General features: G+C 44.9%; 24 protein-coding genes and 1 riboswitch. Of the genes, 2 read left to right on the top strand and 22 right to left on the bottom strand.

Annotated elements, in window-relative coordinates:
- Position 1: 1 nt before the first annotated feature.
- The 3 genes from AC1DLM_RS11125 to AC1DLM_RS11115 form a co-directional block, all read right to left on the bottom strand.
- A complete protein-coding gene (locus AC1DLM_RS11125) occupies positions 2 to 601 on the bottom strand; it encodes a nucleoside recognition domain-containing protein (protein ID WP_477569933.1) in 600 nt (199 codons plus the stop codon).
- Positions 602 to 640: 39 nt separating this feature from the next.
- Complete coding sequence (locus AC1DLM_RS11120; protein ID WP_441986806.1) at positions 641 to 1,834, bottom strand: D-alanyl-D-alanine carboxypeptidase family protein; 1,194 nt, start codon at positions 1,832 to 1,834, stop codon at positions 641 to 643.
- Positions 1,835 to 2,046: 212 nt separating this feature from the next.
- Positions 2,047 to 2,805, bottom strand: coding sequence for an SDR family oxidoreductase (locus AC1DLM_RS11115; RefSeq protein ID WP_477569932.1), 759 nt, complete (start codon positions 2,803 to 2,805; stop codon positions 2,047 to 2,049).
- Positions 2,806 to 2,992: 187 nt separating this feature from the next.
- On the opposite strand from AC1DLM_RS11115, the gene AC1DLM_RS11110 reads away from it, so the two are divergent.
- A complete protein-coding gene (locus AC1DLM_RS11110; protein ID WP_441986808.1) occupies positions 2,993 to 3,604 on the top strand; it encodes a TetR/AcrR family transcriptional regulator in 612 nt (203 codons plus the stop codon).
- Between the two features lie 52 nt (positions 3,605 to 3,656).
- Here AC1DLM_RS11110 and ytfJ read toward each other — a convergent pair whose 3' ends face one another.
- The 15 genes from ytfJ to AC1DLM_RS11035 all read right to left on the bottom strand — a co-directional run bounded on the left by ytfJ (position 3,657) and on the right by AC1DLM_RS11035 (position 17,925).
- The gene (gene ytfJ / locus AC1DLM_RS11105) at positions 3,657 to 4,142 is read right to left on the bottom strand and encodes a GerW family sporulation protein (RefSeq protein ID WP_441986809.1); all 486 of its coding nucleotides are present in this window, start codon (positions 4,140 to 4,142) and stop codon (positions 3,657 to 3,659) included.
- A gap of 128 nt (positions 4,143 to 4,270) precedes the next feature.
- Positions 4,271 to 4,975 (bottom strand): DUF2953 domain-containing protein, encoded by a 705-nt coding sequence (locus AC1DLM_RS11100; protein WP_441986810.1) that lies wholly within the window; start codon positions 4,973 to 4,975, stop codon positions 4,271 to 4,273.
- Between the two features lie 126 nt (positions 4,976 to 5,101).
- Positions 5,102 to 5,707 carry an SMC-Scp complex subunit ScpB gene (gene scpB, locus AC1DLM_RS11095; protein WP_056614519.1) on the bottom strand — a complete coding sequence of 202 codons (606 nt, stop codon included), beginning with the start codon at positions 5,705 to 5,707 and terminating at the stop codon, positions 5,102 to 5,104.
- Complete coding sequence (locus AC1DLM_RS11090; RefSeq protein WP_441986811.1) at positions 5,691 to 6,482, bottom strand: segregation and condensation protein A; 792 nt, start codon at positions 6,480 to 6,482, stop codon at positions 5,691 to 5,693. Before AC1DLM_RS11090 ends, scpB begins: the two co-directional genes overlap by 17 nt.
- A 16-nt stretch (positions 6,483 to 6,498) precedes the next feature.
- Positions 6,499 to 7,140: a site-2 protease family protein gene (locus tag AC1DLM_RS11085; protein ID WP_441986812.1), complete on the bottom strand. Its 642-nt coding sequence runs from the start codon at positions 7,138 to 7,140 to the stop codon at positions 6,499 to 6,501.
- Complete coding sequence (gene ribH, locus AC1DLM_RS11080) at positions 7,140 to 7,610, bottom strand: 6,7-dimethyl-8-ribityllumazine synthase (protein ID WP_057312121.1); 471 nt, start codon at positions 7,608 to 7,610, stop codon at positions 7,140 to 7,142. The genes AC1DLM_RS11085 and ribH overlap by 1 nt, the downstream gene beginning before the upstream one ends.
- Before the next feature lie 61 nt (positions 7,611 to 7,671).
- Positions 7,672 to 8,901 (bottom strand): bifunctional 3,4-dihydroxy-2-butanone-4-phosphate synthase/GTP cyclohydrolase II, encoded by a 1,230-nt coding sequence (locus tag AC1DLM_RS11075; RefSeq protein ID WP_441986813.1) that lies wholly within the window; start codon positions 8,899 to 8,901, stop codon positions 7,672 to 7,674.
- Positions 8,902 to 8,917: 16 nt separating this feature from the next.
- Complete coding sequence (ribE, locus tag AC1DLM_RS11070) at positions 8,918 to 9,595, bottom strand: riboflavin synthase (protein WP_441986814.1); 678 nt, start codon at positions 9,593 to 9,595, stop codon at positions 8,918 to 8,920.
- Positions 9,596 to 9,611: 16 nt separating this feature from the next.
- On the bottom strand, positions 9,612 to 10,721 hold the full coding sequence (ribD, locus tag AC1DLM_RS11065; protein ID WP_441986815.1) for a bifunctional diaminohydroxyphosphoribosylaminopyrimidine deaminase/5-amino-6-(5-phosphoribosylamino)uracil reductase RibD: 1,110 nt from the start codon (positions 10,719 to 10,721) through the stop codon (positions 9,612 to 9,614).
- A 232-nt stretch (positions 10,722 to 10,953) separates the two neighbouring features.
- A riboswitch (FMN riboswitch) is annotated at positions 10,954 to 11,134 on the bottom strand.
- 166 nt (positions 11,135 to 11,300) lie between these two features.
- Positions 11,301 to 12,485 (bottom strand): hypothetical protein, encoded by a 1,185-nt coding sequence (locus tag AC1DLM_RS11060; RefSeq protein WP_441986816.1) that lies wholly within the window; start codon positions 12,483 to 12,485, stop codon positions 11,301 to 11,303.
- Positions 12,486 to 13,160: 675 nt separating this feature from the next.
- Positions 13,161 to 13,592 carry a peptidylprolyl isomerase gene (locus AC1DLM_RS11055; RefSeq protein WP_056614545.1) on the bottom strand — a complete coding sequence of 144 codons (432 nt, stop codon included), beginning with the start codon at positions 13,590 to 13,592 and terminating at the stop codon, positions 13,161 to 13,163.
- Between the two features lie 116 nt (positions 13,593 to 13,708).
- Entirely contained in the window at positions 13,709 to 15,040 is a 1,332-nt protein-coding gene (lysA, locus tag AC1DLM_RS11050) for a diaminopimelate decarboxylase (RefSeq protein ID WP_477569931.1), read from the bottom strand.
- A 159-nt stretch (positions 15,041 to 15,199) separates the two neighbouring features.
- Positions 15,200 to 16,849, bottom strand: a complete 1,650-nt coding sequence (locus AC1DLM_RS11045; RefSeq protein ID WP_477569930.1) for a spore germination protein — start codon at positions 16,847 to 16,849, stop codon at positions 15,200 to 15,202.
- Positions 16,850 to 16,873: 24 nt separating this feature from the next.
- The gene (locus tag AC1DLM_RS11040; RefSeq protein WP_441987049.1) at positions 16,874 to 17,287 is read right to left on the bottom strand and encodes a stage V sporulation protein AB; all 414 of its coding nucleotides are present in this window, start codon (positions 17,285 to 17,287) and stop codon (positions 16,874 to 16,876) included.
- A gap of 5 nt (positions 17,288 to 17,292) precedes the next feature.
- Positions 17,293 to 17,925 carry a stage V sporulation protein AA gene (locus tag AC1DLM_RS11035; protein ID WP_441986819.1) on the bottom strand — a complete coding sequence of 211 codons (633 nt, stop codon included), beginning with the start codon at positions 17,923 to 17,925 and terminating at the stop codon, positions 17,293 to 17,295.
- A gap of 191 nt (positions 17,926 to 18,116) precedes the next feature.
- Between AC1DLM_RS11035 and AC1DLM_RS11030 the strand changes: the two genes are divergently transcribed.
- The gene (locus AC1DLM_RS11030) at positions 18,117 to 18,326 is read left to right on the top strand and encodes a DUF378 domain-containing protein (protein WP_441986820.1); all 210 of its coding nucleotides are present in this window, start codon (positions 18,117 to 18,119) and stop codon (positions 18,324 to 18,326) included.
- 154 nt (positions 18,327 to 18,480) lie between these two features.
- On the opposite strand, the gene sigF is transcribed toward AC1DLM_RS11030, so the two are convergent.
- The 4 genes from sigF to AC1DLM_RS11010 all read right to left on the bottom strand — a co-directional run bounded on the left by sigF (position 18,481) and on the right by AC1DLM_RS11010 (position 21,360).
- Positions 18,481 to 19,236 (bottom strand): RNA polymerase sporulation sigma factor SigF, encoded by a 756-nt coding sequence (sigF, locus tag AC1DLM_RS11025; protein WP_028554229.1) that lies wholly within the window; start codon positions 19,234 to 19,236, stop codon positions 18,481 to 18,483.
- Between the two features lie 11 nt (positions 19,237 to 19,247).
- Positions 19,248 to 19,694 (bottom strand): anti-sigma F factor, encoded by a 447-nt coding sequence (spoIIAB, locus tag AC1DLM_RS11020; protein WP_057312135.1) that lies wholly within the window; start codon positions 19,692 to 19,694, stop codon positions 19,248 to 19,250.
- Positions 19,691 to 20,044 (bottom strand): anti-sigma F factor antagonist, encoded by a 354-nt coding sequence (gene spoIIAA, locus AC1DLM_RS11015; protein ID WP_082595419.1) that lies wholly within the window; start codon positions 20,042 to 20,044, stop codon positions 19,691 to 19,693. Before spoIIAA ends, spoIIAB begins: the two co-directional genes overlap by 4 nt.
- Before the next feature lie 140 nt (positions 20,045 to 20,184).
- Positions 20,185 to 21,360: a D-alanyl-D-alanine carboxypeptidase family protein gene (locus AC1DLM_RS11010; RefSeq protein ID WP_441986822.1), complete on the bottom strand. Its 1,176-nt coding sequence runs from the start codon at positions 21,358 to 21,360 to the stop codon at positions 20,185 to 20,187.
- Positions 21,361 to 21,523 lie beyond the last annotated feature (163 nt).

Below are 21,523 nucleotides of genomic sequence, written 5' to 3'. Positions count from 1 at the left end.
TTCATCCTTTCAGCGGAGGGATAGGTGAGCGCGATCTGCGATACCATCTATCAACGAATATGGCCACTGTTGTGGAGATGATCGTCGCAATGAGTGTAGTACCTACGATTTCTGCCGGATTCATCGAATTAAAATTCATTCTTATTGCGATAAGTGTTGTCGGGATTAAAGTGATACTTGATGTATTGAGCGCAAGCAGTGTGGACATGGCTGTACTTGCTTCATCTTTGTTAGGATTTAGCTTTTGAAGCTCCTGCATGGCTTTAATCCCCATCGGGGTGGCTGCATTACCTAAACCAAGGATATTAGCACTCATGTTCGACATGATATAACCAAGCGCGGGATGATTCTTTGGAACACTTGGAAAAAGGAAACGTACGACAGGCTGAAGAAGTCTTGCCAACTTGTGCAAAATACCTGCATCTTCCGCAATACGCATCATGCCCATCCAGAATACCAGTACACTAATTAATCCGAAGCATACGGTAACACCATTCTTCGCCCCATCAAATGCCGCTTGTGTAACGGATTCTACATCGCCATTGATAGCTGCGACGAGGAAACCAACAACGATAAAAAATAGCCATATCCAATTCACCATAGGTCAGCACTCCTTACAACTTGGCTTACGTCTTTGACATTAATCCGCCCATATGGAGCCGGATATATTAAATAGCCCCTGTACTAGCATTCTGCAGATATAGCTATACTTTGTCAGCAAAGTCTCTTTATATGGACTGCTCGATTGATAGGAGAATGTAGCTTTCTCCGGCACTTGCATCAACGGGTTTGCTGGATCATAGATAGGTATCGTTTGTATCAGATTATTGTTCAATGATATTCGCAGTGCACCGCGTTCAGCCAACCGATACTCCGTTGTCATAGGATCTACCAAGCTAACTTGGTGTGTTATACTGGCGTATTCACCTTCTGCGAGTGGGTACTTGAACGTTCGGCTTGCTACCCAAGGGGTACCTTCGATTGCATCGCCTTTCTTCACCAGTGTCTGCAGTGGGAAATTATTGAAGCCATATTGGAGCAGCTTCGCGTGATCCGCCCAATCATCACCATCATTCAAAGTCACAACGACCAGTTGCTGGCCGTTCCGTGTAGCCGAAGATACTAAGCAGCGCTTAGCGAGCTTGGTATAACCTGTTTTGACCCCATCTGCACCTTCGAACATGGAAAGCATTTTATTTTTGTTGAGCCAAGAATAATCCCATGCTTCATTTGGATTGGGTACTTTTTTGAGCTTTGTAGATACAATGTCAGCAAATACACTATTCTTGAGCGCATACGCGGTGAGCTTAGCCATATCATTCGGACTTGAGCGATGACCTTCACCTTCATCCAGCCCTGATGGATTCGTGAAATGAGAATGATCCATTCCCAGCATTTTCGCTTTCTCGTTCATCAGATAGACGAACCCTTCCACGCTTCCTCCGATATGCTCAGCGATCGCTGTCGCGGCGTCATTACCGGAGCGCATCATGAGACCATACAGCATGTCGTGGAGTCGCATTTCTTCTCCAAGCTTCAAGTAGATGGAAGACCCTTCTTTGCCAAAAGCATTCTTGCTGACTTTGACCATGCTGGTGAGGTTGCCTTGTTCAATTGCAATGATCGCTGTCATAATTTTGGTCAAGCTAGCTATACGCATAGGCGTGTCCCCTTTTTCGCTATAAAGCACACGTCCTGACTCCACATCAACAAGCGAAGCACCGACCGCATTCGTATGAATGCTTGGCGGCGCGGCTTCTACATAGGTCCATGGCGCAATTAACAATCCAATCAAGGCACAGCAAATGATGATGAACTGGCTTTTGGTTTTCATTGGTTGGGTTATCCTCCTACACGAGCGAACTTGTACACTTTTGATCGAATCCACTGATGAAACTTTGTACAAGTATATGCGAGTGGACGAGGGATATGTCCTGAAAACTACCCAAAACAAAAAGGCCGTCCAGAAGTAGAAAATCTACTTAAGGATCAGCCTTCAATAACGCAACTTGGCGTCTAGTCTTACCTATTCTATTTAATTAGCGATTAGTAGGCCGTCCAGCCCGCATCCGCTGTAACTACTGTCCCGTTAACAAAGCTCGCATCGTCGGAAGCCAAGAATAAAGCAACCTTCGCAATTTCCTCCGGCTCACCTGCTCGTGGATTTAACCCCATGCCAACCATTGCTCTTTCCATACCAAAAGGATTTGGTGCCGTAATCGTTGTTCCGATGTTTGTGCTTACACCGCCAGGAGCGATTGCATTACAACGAATACCAAGATTCGCGTATTGAAACCCAACGTTTTTCGTGAATCCAACTACCGCATGTTTAGATGCCGTATACGCTGCACCTGCTCTGGATCCATTTAGTCCGCCTGCGGACGCAATGTTTACGATGACTCCGCTTTTTCTCTCTGTAAAAATCGGAAGAACTTTCCGAGTTGTCCGCATGACACCTGTTGTGTTGATTGCGAAAACTCGTTCCCACAGCTCGTCCGTAAGGTCTCCTGCAGGGACAAAGTTATCCATAATACCAGCATTATTTATGAGAATATCAACGGTACCGTATTCTTCAACAGCCGTATCAATCATTTGTGCAACATCTTCTTCTTTCGCAACATTCGCCGCAACAGCAATTGCTGTACCACCTTTTGCTTCAATGCCAGCAACAACCGTTTGCGCCGCCTCAACCTGAAGATCTGAAACGATTACCTTTGCTCCTTCTGCTGCGAACAATTCTGCAATTGCTTTACCCATACCTGACGCTGCTCCTGTAACGATAGCCACTTTTCCAGAAAGCTTCATGTGTAATTCCTCCAAATGTCATGTATTTTCGTGCAAATCCCTCACTGAATTGTGCCTATAGAACTTCCTTCACTTGGAGTATAATAGAGTATCAGAAGTGTTACAATCAGTAAAAAACGCTTGTTTGTTAACTAACGTACATATGGATTGATTTTGTTCACTAACGCCAAAAAAGGAATGAACATGAATGTCAGAAATCACTAAAAAAACGGATCGCAGAATCGTTCGAAGTAAAATCGCTCTACGAGAATCCCTGCTGGCACTAATGTCACAAAAGCCCTTTGCTTCCATTTCGATTACTGAAATTGTAGAATTCGCTAACTATAATCGAGGGACATTCTATGCCAACTACGAAAGTAAAGAAGATTTGCTTGACGATATCATTTCCCAATTAACTGATCAATTACTTCAATCTTTCCGTGCACCATATGAACATGTTGAGGTATTTCGCATTCAAGAACTGCCTGCAAAATCAGTTATGATATTTGATCATTTCCATCAAAATTCCTCCATTTATACCACGCTAATGAAAAGTGAAGTACTTCCCAAACTGAAAGAAAAGATGTTTAATGCTTTAAAAAAAATCACACAAGAAGAATTATTCTACCCTGATCAAGACAACGAAATAGATCAAGAACTGCTGAGCATTTACTCTATTCATGCCTTGCTTGGCCTTATTTTTCATTGGATTGAAAGTGAATTCAAATATTCACCTTCTTACATGCAGGATCAACTAATCAAAATGATTAACTGGCGTCCCACTTCTGCTAAAACGGTCGTAAGAAACTCTCACGACTGAGGAACTCCATAAAAAAAGCTGTCCTCAAAGGACAGCTCATAATGACAAGAGGCTACACAATAAAATTCTGATTCTCGACGTTAGTGACATTGGTTGAAGCAGCTACTGGTGGCTTCGCTGACATACCTTTGATCATACTCTGAATCTTGTCCACGACCTGCGGCGCAGAATCGATAAGACGCTCCAGAATATGCGTTTGATTATCTAACGGTACGACCTTCACGCCATTCTTACCAACAACCAGGAAAGCAATTGGTGTAATGGATACCCCGCCGCCGCTACCACCACCGAAGGGGAGAGCAACTTTGGCATTGAGCGCGTCGCCTCTGCCCATTGACCCGCCTTCGATTTCAATTTCGGAGTCTGTCACAAACTCGCTACCGCCAGCTGCGAAACCAAATCCCACTTTGGAGATCGGCATAATGACACTACCGTCTGGCGTTTCAACCGGGTCACCGACAATTGTGTTTACGTCGACCATCTCTTTTATATTTTCCATGGCGACTTTCATGAGGCCTTGAATCGGGTGTTCGGACATCTTCATATTCCTCCTTAGCGTTTTTTCACCATACGTTTCTGGCATCCAAAGCTCAAGCATTCAGAGCTCATAAGAACTATCATGGTTCAGTTCTAGAATGCCCCTCCTAGCAAGGGGTTATGTAAAACTCACGAAGCAGGTTTGAATCTAGCTCTCGCCTTCAATGCGAACTGGATCCAAGTTCGAATGCCTCCTTTGATTCTAGCTGCACGGTATAACAACCGTATGCCAGCTGTGACAGCAAACCATACCCGGATTCGACCAGCAAAACGAAACTCCGTTGCAAACTGCTTTTCATTATATTGTGGTATCACATCTATGCGCGGCTTCGCAATTAACTTCACATAACGGACTGTAAAGCCAAGTAACGATGACTTGATTCCCCATACGGCTCCCGTCGTTATCGCCGTTTCCGGGGCATCACCAAGTCCTACGCGAGTAATCCACTTCAGCTCTGTGCACTCTACTTTAGCTAAGGTCATCTTCATCCAACCATATAAATTCAGCGTATGCACGAGGACATCTTTCGTTTCCTTGTAAAAGGCGATGACTTTATCCTTGGTAATATGTTCTCTCGTTTCATCCTTCAGCTTGGCGCTTTGTTGGGTCACTTTTTCTGACTTAATTAATATCCCTTGGGTGAATCCTTTGAACTGAATGATCGGAATGACATAACGGTATCGTACGAGCCCGAACAACCCTCGCATCTCCACGGTAAGCGTATCATTATCTTTTACCCGGGAGAAATAAAATTCACCGCGCATATAGCTGCATAGCACAACGATAATGGCAATGATGACAACCAAGACGGCCAACCCTACCCACAGCAACACTTACGCCTCCTTAGTCAAAATGAACGAAAAACTCCACACGCAAGATGAATTCTCGCAGGTGGAGTTAGTATGACCTCTAAAAGGAAATGAAATGCATGTATGGATAAGCTTTAACCTAACATGACCTTATTCGGAGTGCTCGTCACTCACATCGTCCAGGGTCAATTGTTTCTGATCCCCGCTTAAGCGATCGAATAGCATCCGAGTTTCTTCTTCCAAATCAAAACTACCTTGGAAATTAGCAGAGTCAGGTAATTCTTGGATCGAATTTAAACCGAAATACTCCAAGAATTGTTTGGACGTACCATATAAAATCGGTCTACCCACTGCATCTGCACGCCCGACCTCCGTAATCAAATCCTTACCCGTTAATGTAGCAAGTGCTCGATCACACTTCACGCCGCGGATCTCTTCGATCTCAACACGTGTAATAGGTTGTTTATAGGCAACGATGGATAACGTTTCAAGAGCAGCTTGCGAGAGCGAGGAACGTGATGGCGTATAAGCAAGCCTTTCAAAATACGGAGCATGCTCCGCCAAAGTAGTGAGCTGGTAGGCGCCAGCAACCTCTACAATTTGGACGCCGCGCCCTTTACGTTTGAAATCTGTTCGCATATCTTTCAGCAGATCTTTAATTACATAAGCATCAAGTTCCATCACTTCAGCAAGTTGCTTGAGATCTAGTCCTTCGTCGCCAGAGGCGAAGAGAAGTCCTTCAATAATCGATTTCATCTGTTGGAAGTTGAGTGTCAAGGTCAGTTCCCTCCTCTTTGGCTTGAATGACGATATCTTCAAAAAGCTGATTTTGGTAGCATGTGATTTTCTTCATTTTCATCAACTCAAGGATAGCGAGAAAGGTAACGACGATTTCTTCCCGCGTCATCTCATAATCGAACAGCTTGGAAAATAACAGCTTGCCACCTTTTATTTTAAGCAAATCAACAACTTCACGAATCCGATCCTTTACCGAAATCTCATCTCGTCTGATCCGTGCAACTACGTTTCGGTTCGCTAACTTACGCAAGGTACGCTGAAAAGCAATCAGTAAATCAGCAACATCTAACCCTTCCACCGGGTTCTCATGAAGATCCGGCAGATATGGTGTTAAATCCTCAGGTTCACGTGTGTAAACGAGGCTGCGCTCCACTTCTTTGTCACGAAGCATATCTGCAATCGATTTATATTTCCGATATTCAATTAGCTTAGCAACGAGCTCAGCGCGTGGGTCTAACGAATCATCCATATCATCAAAATATTCGTCAAATTCAATGACAGGCGGCTTAGGTAGAAGCATTTTGCTTTTGATGGAGAGCAGAGTAGCAGCCATAACGAGAAATTCACTCGTTATATCTAACTCCAGTTCCTGCATCGCTTGCACATACCCAAGGTATTGATCTGTAATTTCTTTGATCGGAATATTGTAAATGTCGAGTTCATTTTTATCAATCAGATGAAGCAATAGATCAAGGGGGCCTTCAAATGCTTCCAACTTATATGTAACCTTCATGTCGTTCTTCCCCTTGTCATAGTGAATAAAGATGCATGATTACCTGTACGGCGTATGGATAAATTCCGCTGAGCGCCCATTGTCCAATCGGGGTCACCATTAAAACGATTACAAGAATAAGTGCTTTGATCTGTTGTCTGTCCAGCCATCGCTGTTTCCGAGTCGAAACAAGCCCTCTCATTATATACCATCCATCAAGCGGATAGAGCGGCAACAAATGAATGAGTCCTATCATTAAGTTAACGATAACACAATATTGTAAATACACACGCCATTGTTCCACGACGAGCGATTCCGAAGCTGCCCCAAGAAGGGCAGGCAAGTAAAAATATAACCACCAAAAAAATAAAACGAGTACAAGATTCGCGAGAGGCCCAGCAAGATAAACAATGGTATGCGATAGTTTGCGATTCTTGGGAAAACGGTCCGAATCGACCGGCATTTTCTTCGACCAGCCATATGGCCCGAAGACGATCATCGCCAACCCCAAGACGTCAAGATGCGCCAAGGGGTTAAGCGAAAATCGTTTGCCATCACGAGCTGTTCGATCTCCTAGCAGCCAAGCGACTCCTGCATGCGCTGTATCATGTAGGGTCATAGCAATTAGGAAAGCAAACAGCCGCGGCAGCAGTGTTTCCAAGTGGTAATAAGCCAGCATTAGGAAGAGAATTGCTTCGTCAAGTTCGCCATTTCAATCGCAGTTACGGCAGCTTCCCAGCCTTTATTGCCTGCTTTCGTACCTGCGCGTTCAACTGCTTGCTCAATGGAATCTGTTGTTAATACACCGAAGATTGTAGGAATACCTGTTTTCAAGTTAATCGCCGAAACACCTTTGGCCACTTCGCTGCACACATAATCAAAATGCGGCGTTGAACCACGAATAACGGCACCTAAGGTAATGACAGCATCATACTTGCCGCTTTCGGCCATTTTTTGCGCGATAAGAGGCAGTTCAAATGCACCTGGAACCCACGCGATATCAATTTCACTTTCATCCACACCGTGACGCTTTAGCGCGTCTTGTGCACCGCCTAGCAGTTTGGAAGTAATAAATTCATTGAAACGTCCAACAACGATCCCGTATTTTAAATTTTGCGAAATTAAATGTCCTTCATAAATCGTAGCCATGGTAAGAATCTCCTTTTCTGTTGAAACGTATTTGTATGTGATTTAGATTACTATACAAAAATTAAATGCCCTTGCCTACATCGATAAAAGTAAGCATGTGGCCAAGCTTCTGTTGCTTGGTTTGCAAATAACTAAGGTTATCTTTCTTGCTCTCCATCTGAATCGGAACGCGCTCATCTACTTCAAGGCCATAGCCTTCTAAGCCTTTGATTTTACGCGGATTATTCGTCAACAAACGAAGTTTCGTGATGCCTAGATCTTTGAGAATTTGTGCACCAATGCCATAATCACGAAGATCTGGAGCAAATCCAAGCTTAATATTCGCTTCTACGGTGTCTAATCCCTGCTCTTGGAGGACATAGGCCTTCAATTTATTGATTAAGCCAATACCGCGACCTTCCTGTCGCATATATAATAATACACCATTGCCCTCTTCATCAATCTGTTTTAGTGCTGCATCGAGCTGCGGACCACAATCACAACGATGAGAGTGGAACACATCACCTGTCAAACACTCCGAATGGACGCGCACCAAAGTTGGTTTGGAAGGGTCAATGGTCCCTTTAACTAAAGCTACATGTTCCTTATCATCCAATTGATTCGTATAAGCAATCGCTTTGAATGTTCCAAAATCCGTTGGCAGATCCACTTCAACCTCGCGCTTCACCAACTTTTCTTGTTGATTGCGATACTGAATAAGGTCTTGGATCGTAATGATGCTAAGCTCATGCTTCGCTGCAATTTCCATCAGATCCGGCACTCTTGCCATGGTACCATCTTCTTTAATAACTTCACAAATAACGCCTGCCGGATACGAATCACAAAGAATAGCCAAGTCGATCGTTGCTTCTGTATGGCCTGCTCTGCGAAGTACACCGCCTTTTTTGGCAATCAAAGGGAAAATGTGACCTGGTCTGCGGAAATCCTGTGGTTTCGTGGACGGATCGATTAACCCTTGAATCGTTCTGGAACGCTCATGAGCTGAAATCCCTGTGCTTGTATCTGTATGATCAACAGAAACCGTGAAAGCTGTACCGTGATAATCGGTGTTGCGCGCTACCATTGGAGGCAGATCAAGTTCTTTGGCTCTGTCTTCGGTAATCGGTGTGCAGACGAGCCCACGACCTTCTTTAATCATGAAGTTGATCACTTCTGGTGTCGTTTTATCAGCAAGGGCGATAAAGTCACCTTCATTTTCCCGATCTTCATCATCTACGACAATAATTACTTTACCTAATTTTAGATCCGTAATAGCCTCTTCAATCGTATTGAACCGAATGGGTTGTGTCATATACACCTCTCCTAACTTACATAAAGCCATTATCTGCTAAAAAGCTTGCGGTCAGCTTACTTTTCTTAGGCTCTCCGTTTCCGTGAGCAGAAGTATCAGAAGGACCGAATTTGAGCAGTCGTTCCATATATTTGCCAAGAACATCACATTCAATGTTGACTGTATCTCCGGCTTTTTTGTCATGGAGAACCGTTTGCGCAAGTGTATGCGGGATAATCGAAACGGAAACATCGCTTTCTGTGACATCTACAACCGTCAAACTAATCCCGTCGATCGTGATGGAACCACCTGGAATGATGTAGCGGAATATATGCGGATTCTCCGGTGCGAACCGGTACACAACGGCATTCTCTTCCGGTATGCGGGATAGGATCGTTGCTGTGGCATCCACATGACCTTGGACAATATGTCCGCCAAATCGACCGTTCGCCGCCATCGCCCGCTCCAAATTAACTCGCGTGCCCGATTGTAGCTTCCGTAGATTCGTCTTCCGATACGTTTCAGGCATCACATCAACGGAGAAGGAATCACTGTCATACGAAATGACGGTGAGACACACACCATTAACGGCAATACTGTCCCCTAAATGGACGTCTTCCAGTATTTTTTTGGCGCCAATGGTCAGCACCATGGCTTGCCCTCCACTATGAATGCGGCGCATGTGGCCGATTTCTTCAACAATGCCGGTAAACATGCCACTCCTCCGTTCTCTAGCTCTTATACAACGGATAACCGGTTATACAAATATCCGGTCCGAATTGCTCGACACGCAGTCGGTCGAGCGTTATAGCATCATCCATCTTCGCGTAGCCGTCGAAGTGGATGTTCGCAGGTGCTGCCTGGCCCCCGCCGATAATTTTCGGCGCAAACATCAGCACCAGCTTATCAATCAGGCGCCGCTCCAGCATGGCGCCGTTCAAGCGGCCTCCACCCTCGAGGAGGATGGAGCCGATCTCGCGCTCGCCGAGCTGCTGCATGGCGAGCATCAGATCCACCTGCGGGCCGTCCCCGCAGGTGAGGACCGTAATGCCGCGCGCTTCCAGCGCGGCACGGCGCTCTGCGGGCGCCTGTGCGCTCGCGAGCAGGATCGTCGGCTGACGATCCTGTTCGGTGAGCACGCGGGCGCCGAGCGGGACTCGCAGCTGCGAGTCCGCGATGATGCGTACCGGCTGCACAGCCGGTACGTCGCCGCGCGTGCTCAGCTGCGGGTCGTCGGCGATGACGGTCTGCACGCCGACGAGGATACCCTGGTGCCGATGGCGCAGGGTATGAACAAAAGCTCGCGACTCCGCGGATGTAATCCACTTGCTGTCGCCGGTTTTGGAAGCGATGCGGCCGTCCAGGGTGCTCGCGGTCTTCATCGTCACAAAAGGCATACGCGAGACGATGAATTTGTTGAAAACCTCGTTCAGCTTCGCGGATTCTTCACCTAGCAAGCCTACGCTCACTTCCAATCCATACGCGCGCAGCTTGGCGATTCCCGTCCCAGCAACTACCGGATTCGGATCCGTGGTAGCCACGACAACACGAGTCACACCAGCTTCGATGAGGCGGTCGCAGCATGGCGGTGTTTTGCCATGATGACTGCAGGGCTCCAAGGTCACATAAGCTGTACTCCCCTTAGCTTCCTCGCCCGCCATACGCAAGGCCAAGACCTCTGCATGCCCCTCTCCGCGCTTCAAATGTGCACCCATGCCAACAATGCGGCCCTCTTTGACAAGAACACAGCCAACTACAGGATTGATTCCCGTTTGTCCAAGTGCGCGCTCTGCCATCTGAAGCGCAAGTCTCATATAGGTTTCGTCATTCAACAGCTCCATGGATGATCACCGCCTTCTTAACTCAATCCTTGATTCTAATGCAAAAAAGCCCCTTCCGCTTACGGATGGGGGCCAGAGATTGTTTAGATAACACGAATAAACTCCTGCTGTTACGCTTGTCACATTTTTGATCAAATCAAACAATACCGACGAGGTAGCCCTTTTGGACAGACCTGCCGAATTTAGATTAATGTGAAAAAATGAACAAGCATGCTAGCGAAATGACATTCGCATTTTCCTTCTCCCATCCAGACTATACTGTCGGTCCCGGAGTTCCACCAGGTCAACCGTAGCGAAGCTGTTGTCAGGTACCGCTAGCTTCACAACGGGTCACGGACTGATCGCAACCATGTACACGTACATGAGTACGAATCACCGCCGGTGTGGAATTTCACCACGCCCCGAAGGTTTTGCATACTATAAAAGAGATTAATAACTAAACCTTAGCTACTAATTTCTTTATTACACAAAAATTTATCACTCACGCATGAAAATTGCAAGGTCTTTTTTCATTTTTTCTGATAAAACTTGTCGGAATTAATGGATTTGGAACTCATCCTTGTTGAATTTACTATGAATTCATTGTTCTAATAAAGCAATATCTGAGCAAATCGTTCCTTCTTCCCAATGAGGATTTGCATAGCCTGCGGGTGCATTCAGATACGTCAACCAAGCCATGTCGAAGCCAGCTTTCTTCTTGGCCGATACGCAAGCGTTTCGAGGGTCAACTCCTCTGGACATCTCTGTTAAAAGTTCCTTCCGCAGCAGTGAAAAACGTTTGATTGTACTGCTAAACTCTGCTTCCTTATCGGGATTTATCCCACCTTGTACCCACTCGCCTTCAAAAATAAAAGCATAGTCATGATTAGACACGGCTTGCATCTCGATGGCTTCTGAATAATCACGTAACGCCTGCTCCCTGTATCCGTACGACTCAGCCCACATGCCACTTATCAGTCGATGATACGGTGTAGGTGTTTGCACATAGACTCGCTCAGTACGTTTGAGAGTATTTTCAACAATCGCATACGTCTCCGTGAATTCCTGCTGCCACGGTCCCGCTCCAACTGAACCGATTAACCCACCTGTCAGTTGAAGCTTCCTATCTCGAATATCCGCTTTGGATACACTGGCTATCAGAGCCGTTCCCGTGTATGTTTCAAGTTTTCTACCTACCCATGATGACACAGCATATTCGGAAAAAGTAGTGTGTGCGCCGCTATTTATGGATACCCAAACAATCTCTGGCTTGCTATCACCTGTAAGATCAGCAATGGTCATGACGTTTGCTCGGCCGTTATTCGCAGATGTGAAATTCAAATATTGAAGGGTGTACCGGCTATCCTCATAATCAATGATTACCCCATAAGACTTTCGTTCCTGTTCCAAGCCTGTTTGCTCATCCCGAATATCCTCAATTAACACAGCTACCCATTCATTCGAAACCCCATCTTGATCCAAATCAGTCTGGATGACATCTAAGGCCACTTTCTGAGAATCATATGGCGATACTCGTATTTGAAGCCATTCCGTCAGATCAGGAATAGGTTCAGCTACATGGCTTAGCTCTATTCTAAGCTGTTCCATCAAAGGCCGCCTCACCGTTTCTGAGGGCGTTTTAGCTACAACTACATCAGATATCAAGGAGACATGTTGCGGGCTTTGAACATTGACTGTCGGCTTCTCTCTTCCTGTCAGAGTGAATAGACAGAGTATAGCCAACCCTATACCTGTTCCTACATAAAGTAACCATTTCTTTTTCAAACCGACATCACCTTTCATACGTATTCCCTTTTTAAGTTTGACGTATCCGCGTTCAGATAGGTTCTGCTTGACTTGATATAACAACCTTTGATGAGTTGGAAAGGGTTTATCTGCGTTGGAGAAGTTGCTGGGTAGTTAGGCAATAGCATTGTTAAGTTACTTGTGAGCTGGATTGTTGAGGTGCTTACGAACTACTGATGAGTTGATTTGTTGAGTAGCTAATTTGTATGGTTGGGGTTGGGGTTCGCTCTTGGGGTTGCGGTTGCGGTTCGCTCTTTGGGGCTCTTGAAGGTTGGCTGCTGACAGTCTGGTTCGGGTACTCTACTTGCTTACTTCACTCTACACATCACAACTTACCTGTAAAATATACAGCTAATCCAGATGAATTCCATCAAATATTCCAATTAGATGGAAAATATCCAGCTAAATCTCCTCAAAACACTCATTTCCTTAAATATGCTCGAAAATAACTTCAGGAAATCCATCTAATTGGCTTATTCTCAAGAAAACTAAATAATTAACTACAGAAAATCCATCTATTTGCGCTTAGGCTCTAAATACATAGCACCACTCGGCACAGTAAATCCATGCTTTTGCCAACGCTCCAGACCCTCGCGTCACGCACAAATACAAAAACTGCCCAGACCTAAGTCTGAGCAGTTCATATGACAGAAATTATACTTCTACAACTTCTACTTTTTCCATTTTGTCTTTGCCTTTGAATGCATCAACAAGCTCCATACCTTTGGATACTTTACCGAACACCGTGTGTCCGCCATCCAAATGTGGTTGCGGTTGGTATGCGATGTAGAATTGACTTCCGCCTGTGTTACGACCAGCATGCGCCATCGCTAGGGAGCCGCGCTCATGTTTGTTCGGGTTGATTTCACAGTTGATTTGGTAACCAGGGCCACCAGTTCCTGTTCCAGTTGGGCAACCACCTTGTGCTACGAATCCTGGGATTACGCGGTGAAAAACAAGTCCGTTGTAGAAACCGGAGTTTGCTAGTTTTTCAAAGTTAGCGACAGTGTTCGGTGCATCTTTCTCAAAAAGATCGATAACAACCTCTCCGCCACCTGCTAGTTGAATTTTTGCTTGTTTTGCCATTATGTGGTTCACTCCTTTAGGAAATAATATCTTATTCTACTATGAATGGCTGCATTACACAAACAGCAGGAGGAACCCTGCATAACTAGGGGCCTCCTGCTGATTTCATACTACGATTAAACCGTCTTGCTGACTTGTTTCATTCTAGCTGGAATTACGTCATTCCCTACGATTTGATCAAAGGATTCACGTTTCACGACAAGGTCGCTTTGGCCGTCTTTGACAAAAACAACACCCGGTCTGCGAATACGGTTATAGTTGCTAGCCATCGAGTAATTGTAAGCTCCTGTGCTCGATACCGCCAGAATATCACCTGCAGCTACCTTCGGCAGATTCACATCCCAGATCAACATATCGCCGCTTTCACAGCATTTGCCGGCAATCGAAACAACTTCAGCTGGCTGCTCTGCAGCGCGGTTCGCGAGACCCGCTTCGTATACAGCTTCGTATAGGGCAGGACGTGGATTGTCAGTCATACCGCCATCTACAGCCACATACTTACGAACACCGGGAATATCCTTCGTTGTGCCGACCGTGTAAAGCGTTGTCCCTGCATCGCCTACGATGCTACGACCCGGTTCAACCCAAATTTCCGGTAGCGGATAGCCGTTGCTGCCGAAATTCGTTTTAATAGCATCTGTAATAGCCTTCACATACACAGCTACAGGCAGAGGTGTATCTTCACTCACGTAACGAATTCCGAAGCCACCGCCCAGGTTAATTACTTTGAACGTAACATCTAATTCAGTGCGGACATGAATCGCAAATTCGGCCATTTTCTCAGCCGCAATTCGGAACCCTTCGACTTCAAATATCTGTGAACCAATATGTGAATGGATGCCCAAAAGTTCTAAATTGGAAAGCTGTGAAGCCTCCTCAATCGCGCGGAATGCAGATCCATTCCCCAAATCGAAGCCGAATTTGGAATCCGTCTGGCCTGTTGAAATATATTCATGCGTGTGCGCCTCTACACCTGGCGTAATCCGCAATAAAATTTTCACCTTTTGGCGTTTCTCAGTTGCAATTGCATTTAGCATTTGTAGCTCGATAAAGTTATCTACGACGAAACATCCAATTTTGGCATCAATGGCCATTTCCATCTCGGAAATGGTTTTGTTATTCCCGTGGAAGTGAATACGTTCTGCTGGGAAGCCCGCTTGAAGCGCTGTATACAGCTCGCCATCGGATACAACATCCAAGGACATACCTTCTTCTTCTACAATTCGGCACATGGCCATCACGCAAAACGCTTTACTTGCATAGGCTACTTGAAATTTCAGCTCAGAAGCTTCAAAAGCTTCAACGAACTCTCGACAACGCTGACGAACAAGTGTCTCATCGAAAACATAGAGAGGTGTGCCGAATTCGGCTACCAACTTCGTCGTATCGACACCGCCAATTTCGAGGTGGCCTAGATCATTTAATTTACTGGTACCATGTAAATACATAGCTATATTTTCCCCTCTCTACTTGAACCTTCCCTATGCCAAATTCCGCTAAAGAGGTCGCATACATACTTATAAAAGTACCATAGCGCACATCTATTTGACAATACATGCGCCTAGAACAACAAAAAAGGGCTGAATAATTTCAGCCCTTTCCATACGCTATGTTTTAGATTGACGGGTACCATCAATTGGCTTCGTTATGCTAAGCCTTGTTTTGCTTGCCAATACTGGACGACGCAGCAGGATGGAGAAAAAGCTTTTGGCATTAAATGGAATAAACGGCCACATATAGGGGGCATTGTAGGATTTCTTTGAAGCCAACATAATAAGCCATAATGTGGAACCAATCACAAACCCAGGAACTCCAAAAATAGACACAATTATTAACAGCGCTAGCCTCACGATTCGATTAGCTAAACCTAACTCATAGCTTGGTGTAGCGAACATACCGATTGAAGCAAGTGCAAGGTAGAGGATCACTTCGTTGATAAAGAGCCCTGTCTTTACTGCAATGTCTCCGACTAAAATCGCGGCCACCAAGCCCATCGCGGTTGCTAGCGGTGAAGGAGTATGTACGGCCGCCATCCGCATGAGATCTATTCCGATATCTGCAATCAGGAACTGAATGAGGAGCGGCAGCGTACCATCCTTCTGCGGGCCAAGGAATTCAAGACCCGCTGGCTTTAATGAAGGCTCCATTACCATCAGATACCAGAGAGGCAGCAAAAAGATCGACATCATAATGCCTGCAAAACGTACCCACCTCAAATACGTACCTATAAAAGGTGTATTTCGATATTCTTCTGCATGCTGTACATGATGAAAAAAAGTCGTCGGCAAGATCATGACACTTGGAGAAGTATCCACAAACACACAGACATGACCCTCTAGTAGATGGGCAGAGACAACATCCGGCCTTTCTGAATAACGCACCATGGGATACGGATTCCAACCCTTATTCACAATCATCTCCTCTAATTGTTTCTCTCCTAAAGGCAATCCATCAATCTCCACTTGTTTCATCTTATCTTTAATTTCTTGGACGAGTGTCGCATCCGCAATATCGTTAATATATCCGATACAAACATCTGTCTTCGTACGCTTGCCAATCTGCATGATTTCTAGTTTAAATCGCTCATCACGAATGCGGCGTCTAACCAAGGTAACATTCGTCAACAGCGTTTCTACAAAACCGTCGCGCGAACCTCTGACGACACGCTCTAGATCTGGTTCAGCAATAGATCGGATTGGAAAACTTTTTGCATCAACCGTAATGGCCGTTGTTACGCCTTCGATAAAAAAGGCGGTCCCACCCATTAACACCTGTCCAACAATCTCAGACATTTTCGTATAATGCTTCACTTGAATATGTGGAATTAATTTTTCAATAAATGTTTCCAACGTATGGTGGGCTACCGCATCACTATCTGCATAGGTCAGTCGAGTGATAATATCCGTCAACACGGTATCTTTCACGAACCCATTACAGTAGAAGATGCCAACGCGTTTAGCGCCAAACACCATCTCTCTCATCACTAGATCGAAACTCCGATTCAAACCGACTCGTTCTTCCAATACCCGCTGTACTTCTCGAAGGCTTTTCGGAATATCTTCTTGAATCTTCAGTGCCTTTTCTTCTGGTGTCATATTCGTAAGCGGATTGTAGACTGAGAGATTACCTTCCTCATCAACGGCAAGCTTCTCATCTTGACTATCTTGACTACTTTGCTTTTCTTGTGTGAACTCATCTTGTGACTCTTGTTCTTGCTCCTCATCGCTTTGTTGACCATTTCTAACGATAAACTTCATTGGTGCGCCACCTTCCTCCGCCCTTTAGTAAATTAACCATTCAAACAAGGAACCAATAACTTTCCCGAAAATCATGGCCATTAATAACACAATTCGATAGGAATCCATTCCTACTCGTTTAGCCAAAATCGGCAGCACATTGACGATTTCAGTCAGCGCTGCAGCTAGTAATCCAACGAAGCAACCTGCAAATAGACCAAATAACGCTGCGCCCATTGGAAATAAATGCATATGCATATCACTGAAATCAACCCAAGTAAACACGAGTGAACCTAGTACAACCGCTGCTTCATAAGCGTGGATTTTGGAGAATGATCGTGTGATTTGGGCTAACCTAGGAATGATATCCAGAACGACTAGGAAGGCAACCATGCCGCTCCCAACTGCAATACCTCCAGCTAATCCGATAAAAGCGGTTAGTAAAGCTTCCCCGAGCAACGTAATCACTTCGCGTCTCCTTCTTCATTGATTTTCGAGTATTCTTCTGTGATTACATAATGATTAATGTTTTCTTGATACATAAACATCTCAACTTCTAATGGGCTCGGCTCTTCGTTGAATTTCTTTTTAAACAGATGGTTAAAGAAAAGTACCATCCCTGCTCCGATGCCAATTGAATAGGGAATTTGTAAAATGAGCGGATGATCGACCTTTTTACCCGTCATCAATTCATAAATACGCTGATGGACGACTAGCATGGACACGTCAGCATGGAAATTCATGATCGCCAGCCCTGATCCAATAAATAAAAGCAACCATACGATTACGATGAGAAGCGGATTTGATTTCTTATTATCGGTGTATATTTCAAGCAGTACGTGCGGTTCACCAAAATGTTCAACTTGCAGCTCAGGAAAACATTTCTTTACTTTACGAATGATTAATAGCATATCGATGAGCACGCGATTTCCATCCTCTTGCTGGGGTTGATGAATAATCAATTCGTTCAGAGCTTGTTCATATTCAGGCTCCACAAATAGCTGTGCAATATGGTGCAGTCTCACGATCTGCCCCTTGCGAACGCGCGCTTTGCGGCGCAGACGGATGTATAAATATTTATTAATTACCCGGTCCATGGTTCACCCCTCTCAGAGCTTAACAATGTCAATTCTGTCTGCAGTCATCCATGTATAGGAATAGTATGCAAAATCTTTCCTTCGTGTAATCCATTCGAGATTTGGTAAATTCTCCATGCATAAAGATGGATATGGCAAGGCATGTTAAATAGGGAATACGATTACTTATTCCATATAAAGAAGGTGATAACATGGCAAAATTCGCGTTAACACTCGTCATCATTGGTGCGCTGAATTGGCTTCTAGTTGGGCTTTTCGAATGGGATTTAGTTTCTGCTCTACTTGGGGGAGATTCACACCGTGAATCTTCAGGGTTAAGTCGTATCGTATATTCCCTCGTTGGTTTATGCGGGATATACTGCGTCAGATTTTATGCGGTTGACCGTCATTCGGTACGTTAGAAAAGAGTTCGGTGGTATAAGGAACAAGCCGCTCATCCCCCTGATTGATTCTTACTCATGGGAAATTAGCGGCTATATGTATATGCACTGAAAAACCGTCCTCCCATAAGGAGCACGGTTTATACCAGCGCGTTGTTACGTATACAACAATTAATTATTGTGCAATCTGATCTTTAATTGATTGCAGAATCTTTTTCTCCAAACGCGATACCTGCACCTGAGATATGCCTAGTCTGCTTGCAACCTCCGACTGCGTCTGATCACGGAAATAGCGGAGATAAACAATAAGTCTTTCACGCTCTGAGAGCGTCCCAATCGCCTCATTCAAGGCTAGCTTCTCAAACCATTTCTCCCCGGATTCATCCGAAATTTGGTCCATAAGCGTGATGGGGTCTCCATCGTTCTCAAACACGGTCTCATGAATCGACGAGAGTGGTTTATTCGCCTCTTGAGCGAACACGACCTCCTCCGGCGTAATCATAAGCTCCTCGGCAACCTCTTTGATCGTAGGAAGCCTTCCCAAGCGCTTCGAAAGCTCATCCTTCGTCTTGCGAATTTTGTTCGCAAGCTCCTTCAGTGAGCGGCTTACCTTTAATGTGCCATCATCCCGCAGAAACCGCTGGATTTCCCCGATAATCATCGGGACAGCATAGGTTGAGAATTTGACATCATACGATAGATCGAATTTGTCGACGGACTTGAGTAGTCCAATGCACCCGATCTGGAACAAGTCTTCGGCTTCGTAACCACGGTTCAAAAAGCGCTGAACCACGGACCACACCAAACGGATATTGCAGCTGACAAGTGTTTCTCTAGCGAGTCCATCTCCGGATTGGCTGAGGGCGATTAACCGTTTGACTTCCGAATCGTCTAAATAACTATGAGAAGCATGCTTCAGATCAACATCCATAGATCCTACCCCTAATTGTATAAAGCTTTTTTAGATTCAATTCGCTTCAACATGTTTATTTTCGTTCCGATTCCGACGGCCGTCACAACTTCCACTTCGTCCATGAAATTTTCCATAATTGTAAAGCCCATCCCAGAACGTTCGAGCTCTGGTTTTGACGTGTACAAGGGCTCTTTCGCTTGCTCTAAATCAGCAATACCTTCGCCCTTGTCCTCAATCGTTAAACGAATCGTGTCATCATCAATTTCAGCTGAAATGGTAATGACACCATCCTTATTATTGTTATAGCCATGTATAATCGAATTCGTTACGGCTTCTGAAACAACCGTTTTGATATCCGTCAATTCATCTAAAGTTGGATCTAACTGCGAAACGAATGCAGCCACTGCTACCCGTGCAAAAGCTTCATTCTCAGATCGGCTGGCAAACTGCAAGGTCATAAAGTTTCGTTCACTCATAAAGCAACCTCCAAACTGGACATTGCATTACGTTCGTTATCTTGAATCGAAACGATCTTAAACATCCCCGAAAGCTCGAACAAGCGATAAACAGCTGGTGAGACATCACAGACGACCATTTTGCCGCCTTTGCTTGTGATTTGCTTATAACGGCCAAGAATGACGCCTAGACCTGAGCTATCCATGAAGGAGAGGTCCTTCAAACTAAGAATGAGGTGATGCGTTTGCTCCTTCGCAATGGCATCCTCCATTCTCGCCTTTACACTATCTGCTGCATGATGGTCAAGTTCACCCTTCAATCTAACAATCAGCGCTCTTCTGCCTTGCTCAAACTCAATTTGCATGCCCAATATGTTCACTCCCTTCAGGTCATGAACACTAGTTTCTACAACTGAGTTAGCAATTCCTGCCACCCGACAAAACTAGAAGAAAACCGCTAAAAGAAGGCAAAATATACGATCACATCAACTTCTATTCGCTGTTTTCCGCATTAATTCGTCGTAAATAACTCCGACGTTGTCCGCTTAAACAGCTTCCACCAAGTAGCTTTATCAACAGTTTGCGGAGACTCTAAAGGGTATTCCGCTAAGACATTATCCCCATTGTAGACCATGATTTTACCAATCGGTTGCCCTTCGCTTACAGGTGCTCTCAAGCTTGGATCCAACTGCAATTCATGTCGGATATTTGCCGTGTCCGTCCCTTTTTTCATCAATATGCTATAATTCTGTCTTGCAACTAACGGCACTGTCGATACTTGGCCCTTATTTATCGTGAAGCTGCCCAAACTATCACCTGTTTTGAACAATGGATAATTCGTATATTGCGCAAAAGCATAATCAAACAACTTCGTTACTTCCGCGTTTCGCGTTTTGGTATTAGGTTCACCAAGTACAACAGCAACAACACGTAAATTATCTCGCTTAGCTGTAGCTGACAAACAGAATTTGGCTTCACTCGTATAGCCAGTTTTCAATCCATCGGCTCCGCTATAAAAACGCACTAATTTATTTGTATTTACAAGCCAGAATGGCTTAGGTGAGTCTTTACGTAAATAATCTTGGTAAGCACCTGTAAAATTCGTAATCCCTTCGTGCTTCAGAAGTTCGCGTGACATAATCGCGATATCATTCGCCGTTGTGTAGTGATTAGCCACAGGAAGTCCATTACAATTAGAGAAATGGGTATTCTTCATCCCGAGTTGACCTGCTCGTTCATTCATCATGGCAACAAAATTCTCTTCAGAACCGGCAATTTTCTCAGCCATCGCGACAGAAGCATCATTTCCAGAAGCCATTGCGATGCCCTTCAGCATCTCTTGAACTGACATTTGTTCACCAGGCTCTAAGAAGATCTGTGAGCCTCCCATGGAAGCCGCATAATCACTAACGCTGACTTTTTCATCCATTTTGATGGTGCCCTTGTCGACTGCTTCCATGATCAAAAGCATGGTCATGATTTTCGTAATACTTGCTGGAGGAAGTTTGGCATCCTTATTTTTCTCCGCAATCACCGTGCCGGTGTCCGCATCCATGAGAACAGCTGATAGCGCATTCGGTGTTAGATCCACGGGTTGTACCTTGGTTTCCGCCGCATAAATCGCTGGCAGAACCAGCATCACACTTAATTGTAAACAAATGAAACTGATTAGCCCTTTTTTTCGCATAGCAATTGTACCCCTCCTGTGATGTATGAAGTGAAAGTTTTGGCATTTTGCAGCATGAATGACTGCTAATCAGTGTTGACGAAATTCCTCTAAATTATTCCATGACGGTGAAAATAACCCAGAACGAAAAAAAACACCTTCCGTTAGGAAAGTGCTCGTTCTC

The sequence above is a fragment of the Paenibacillus sp. 01T442 genome, from assembly GCF_056398345.1.
The sequence above is the reverse complement of the archived record's forward strand: the minus strand, read 5'-3'. Positions and strand labels throughout refer to the sequence as shown.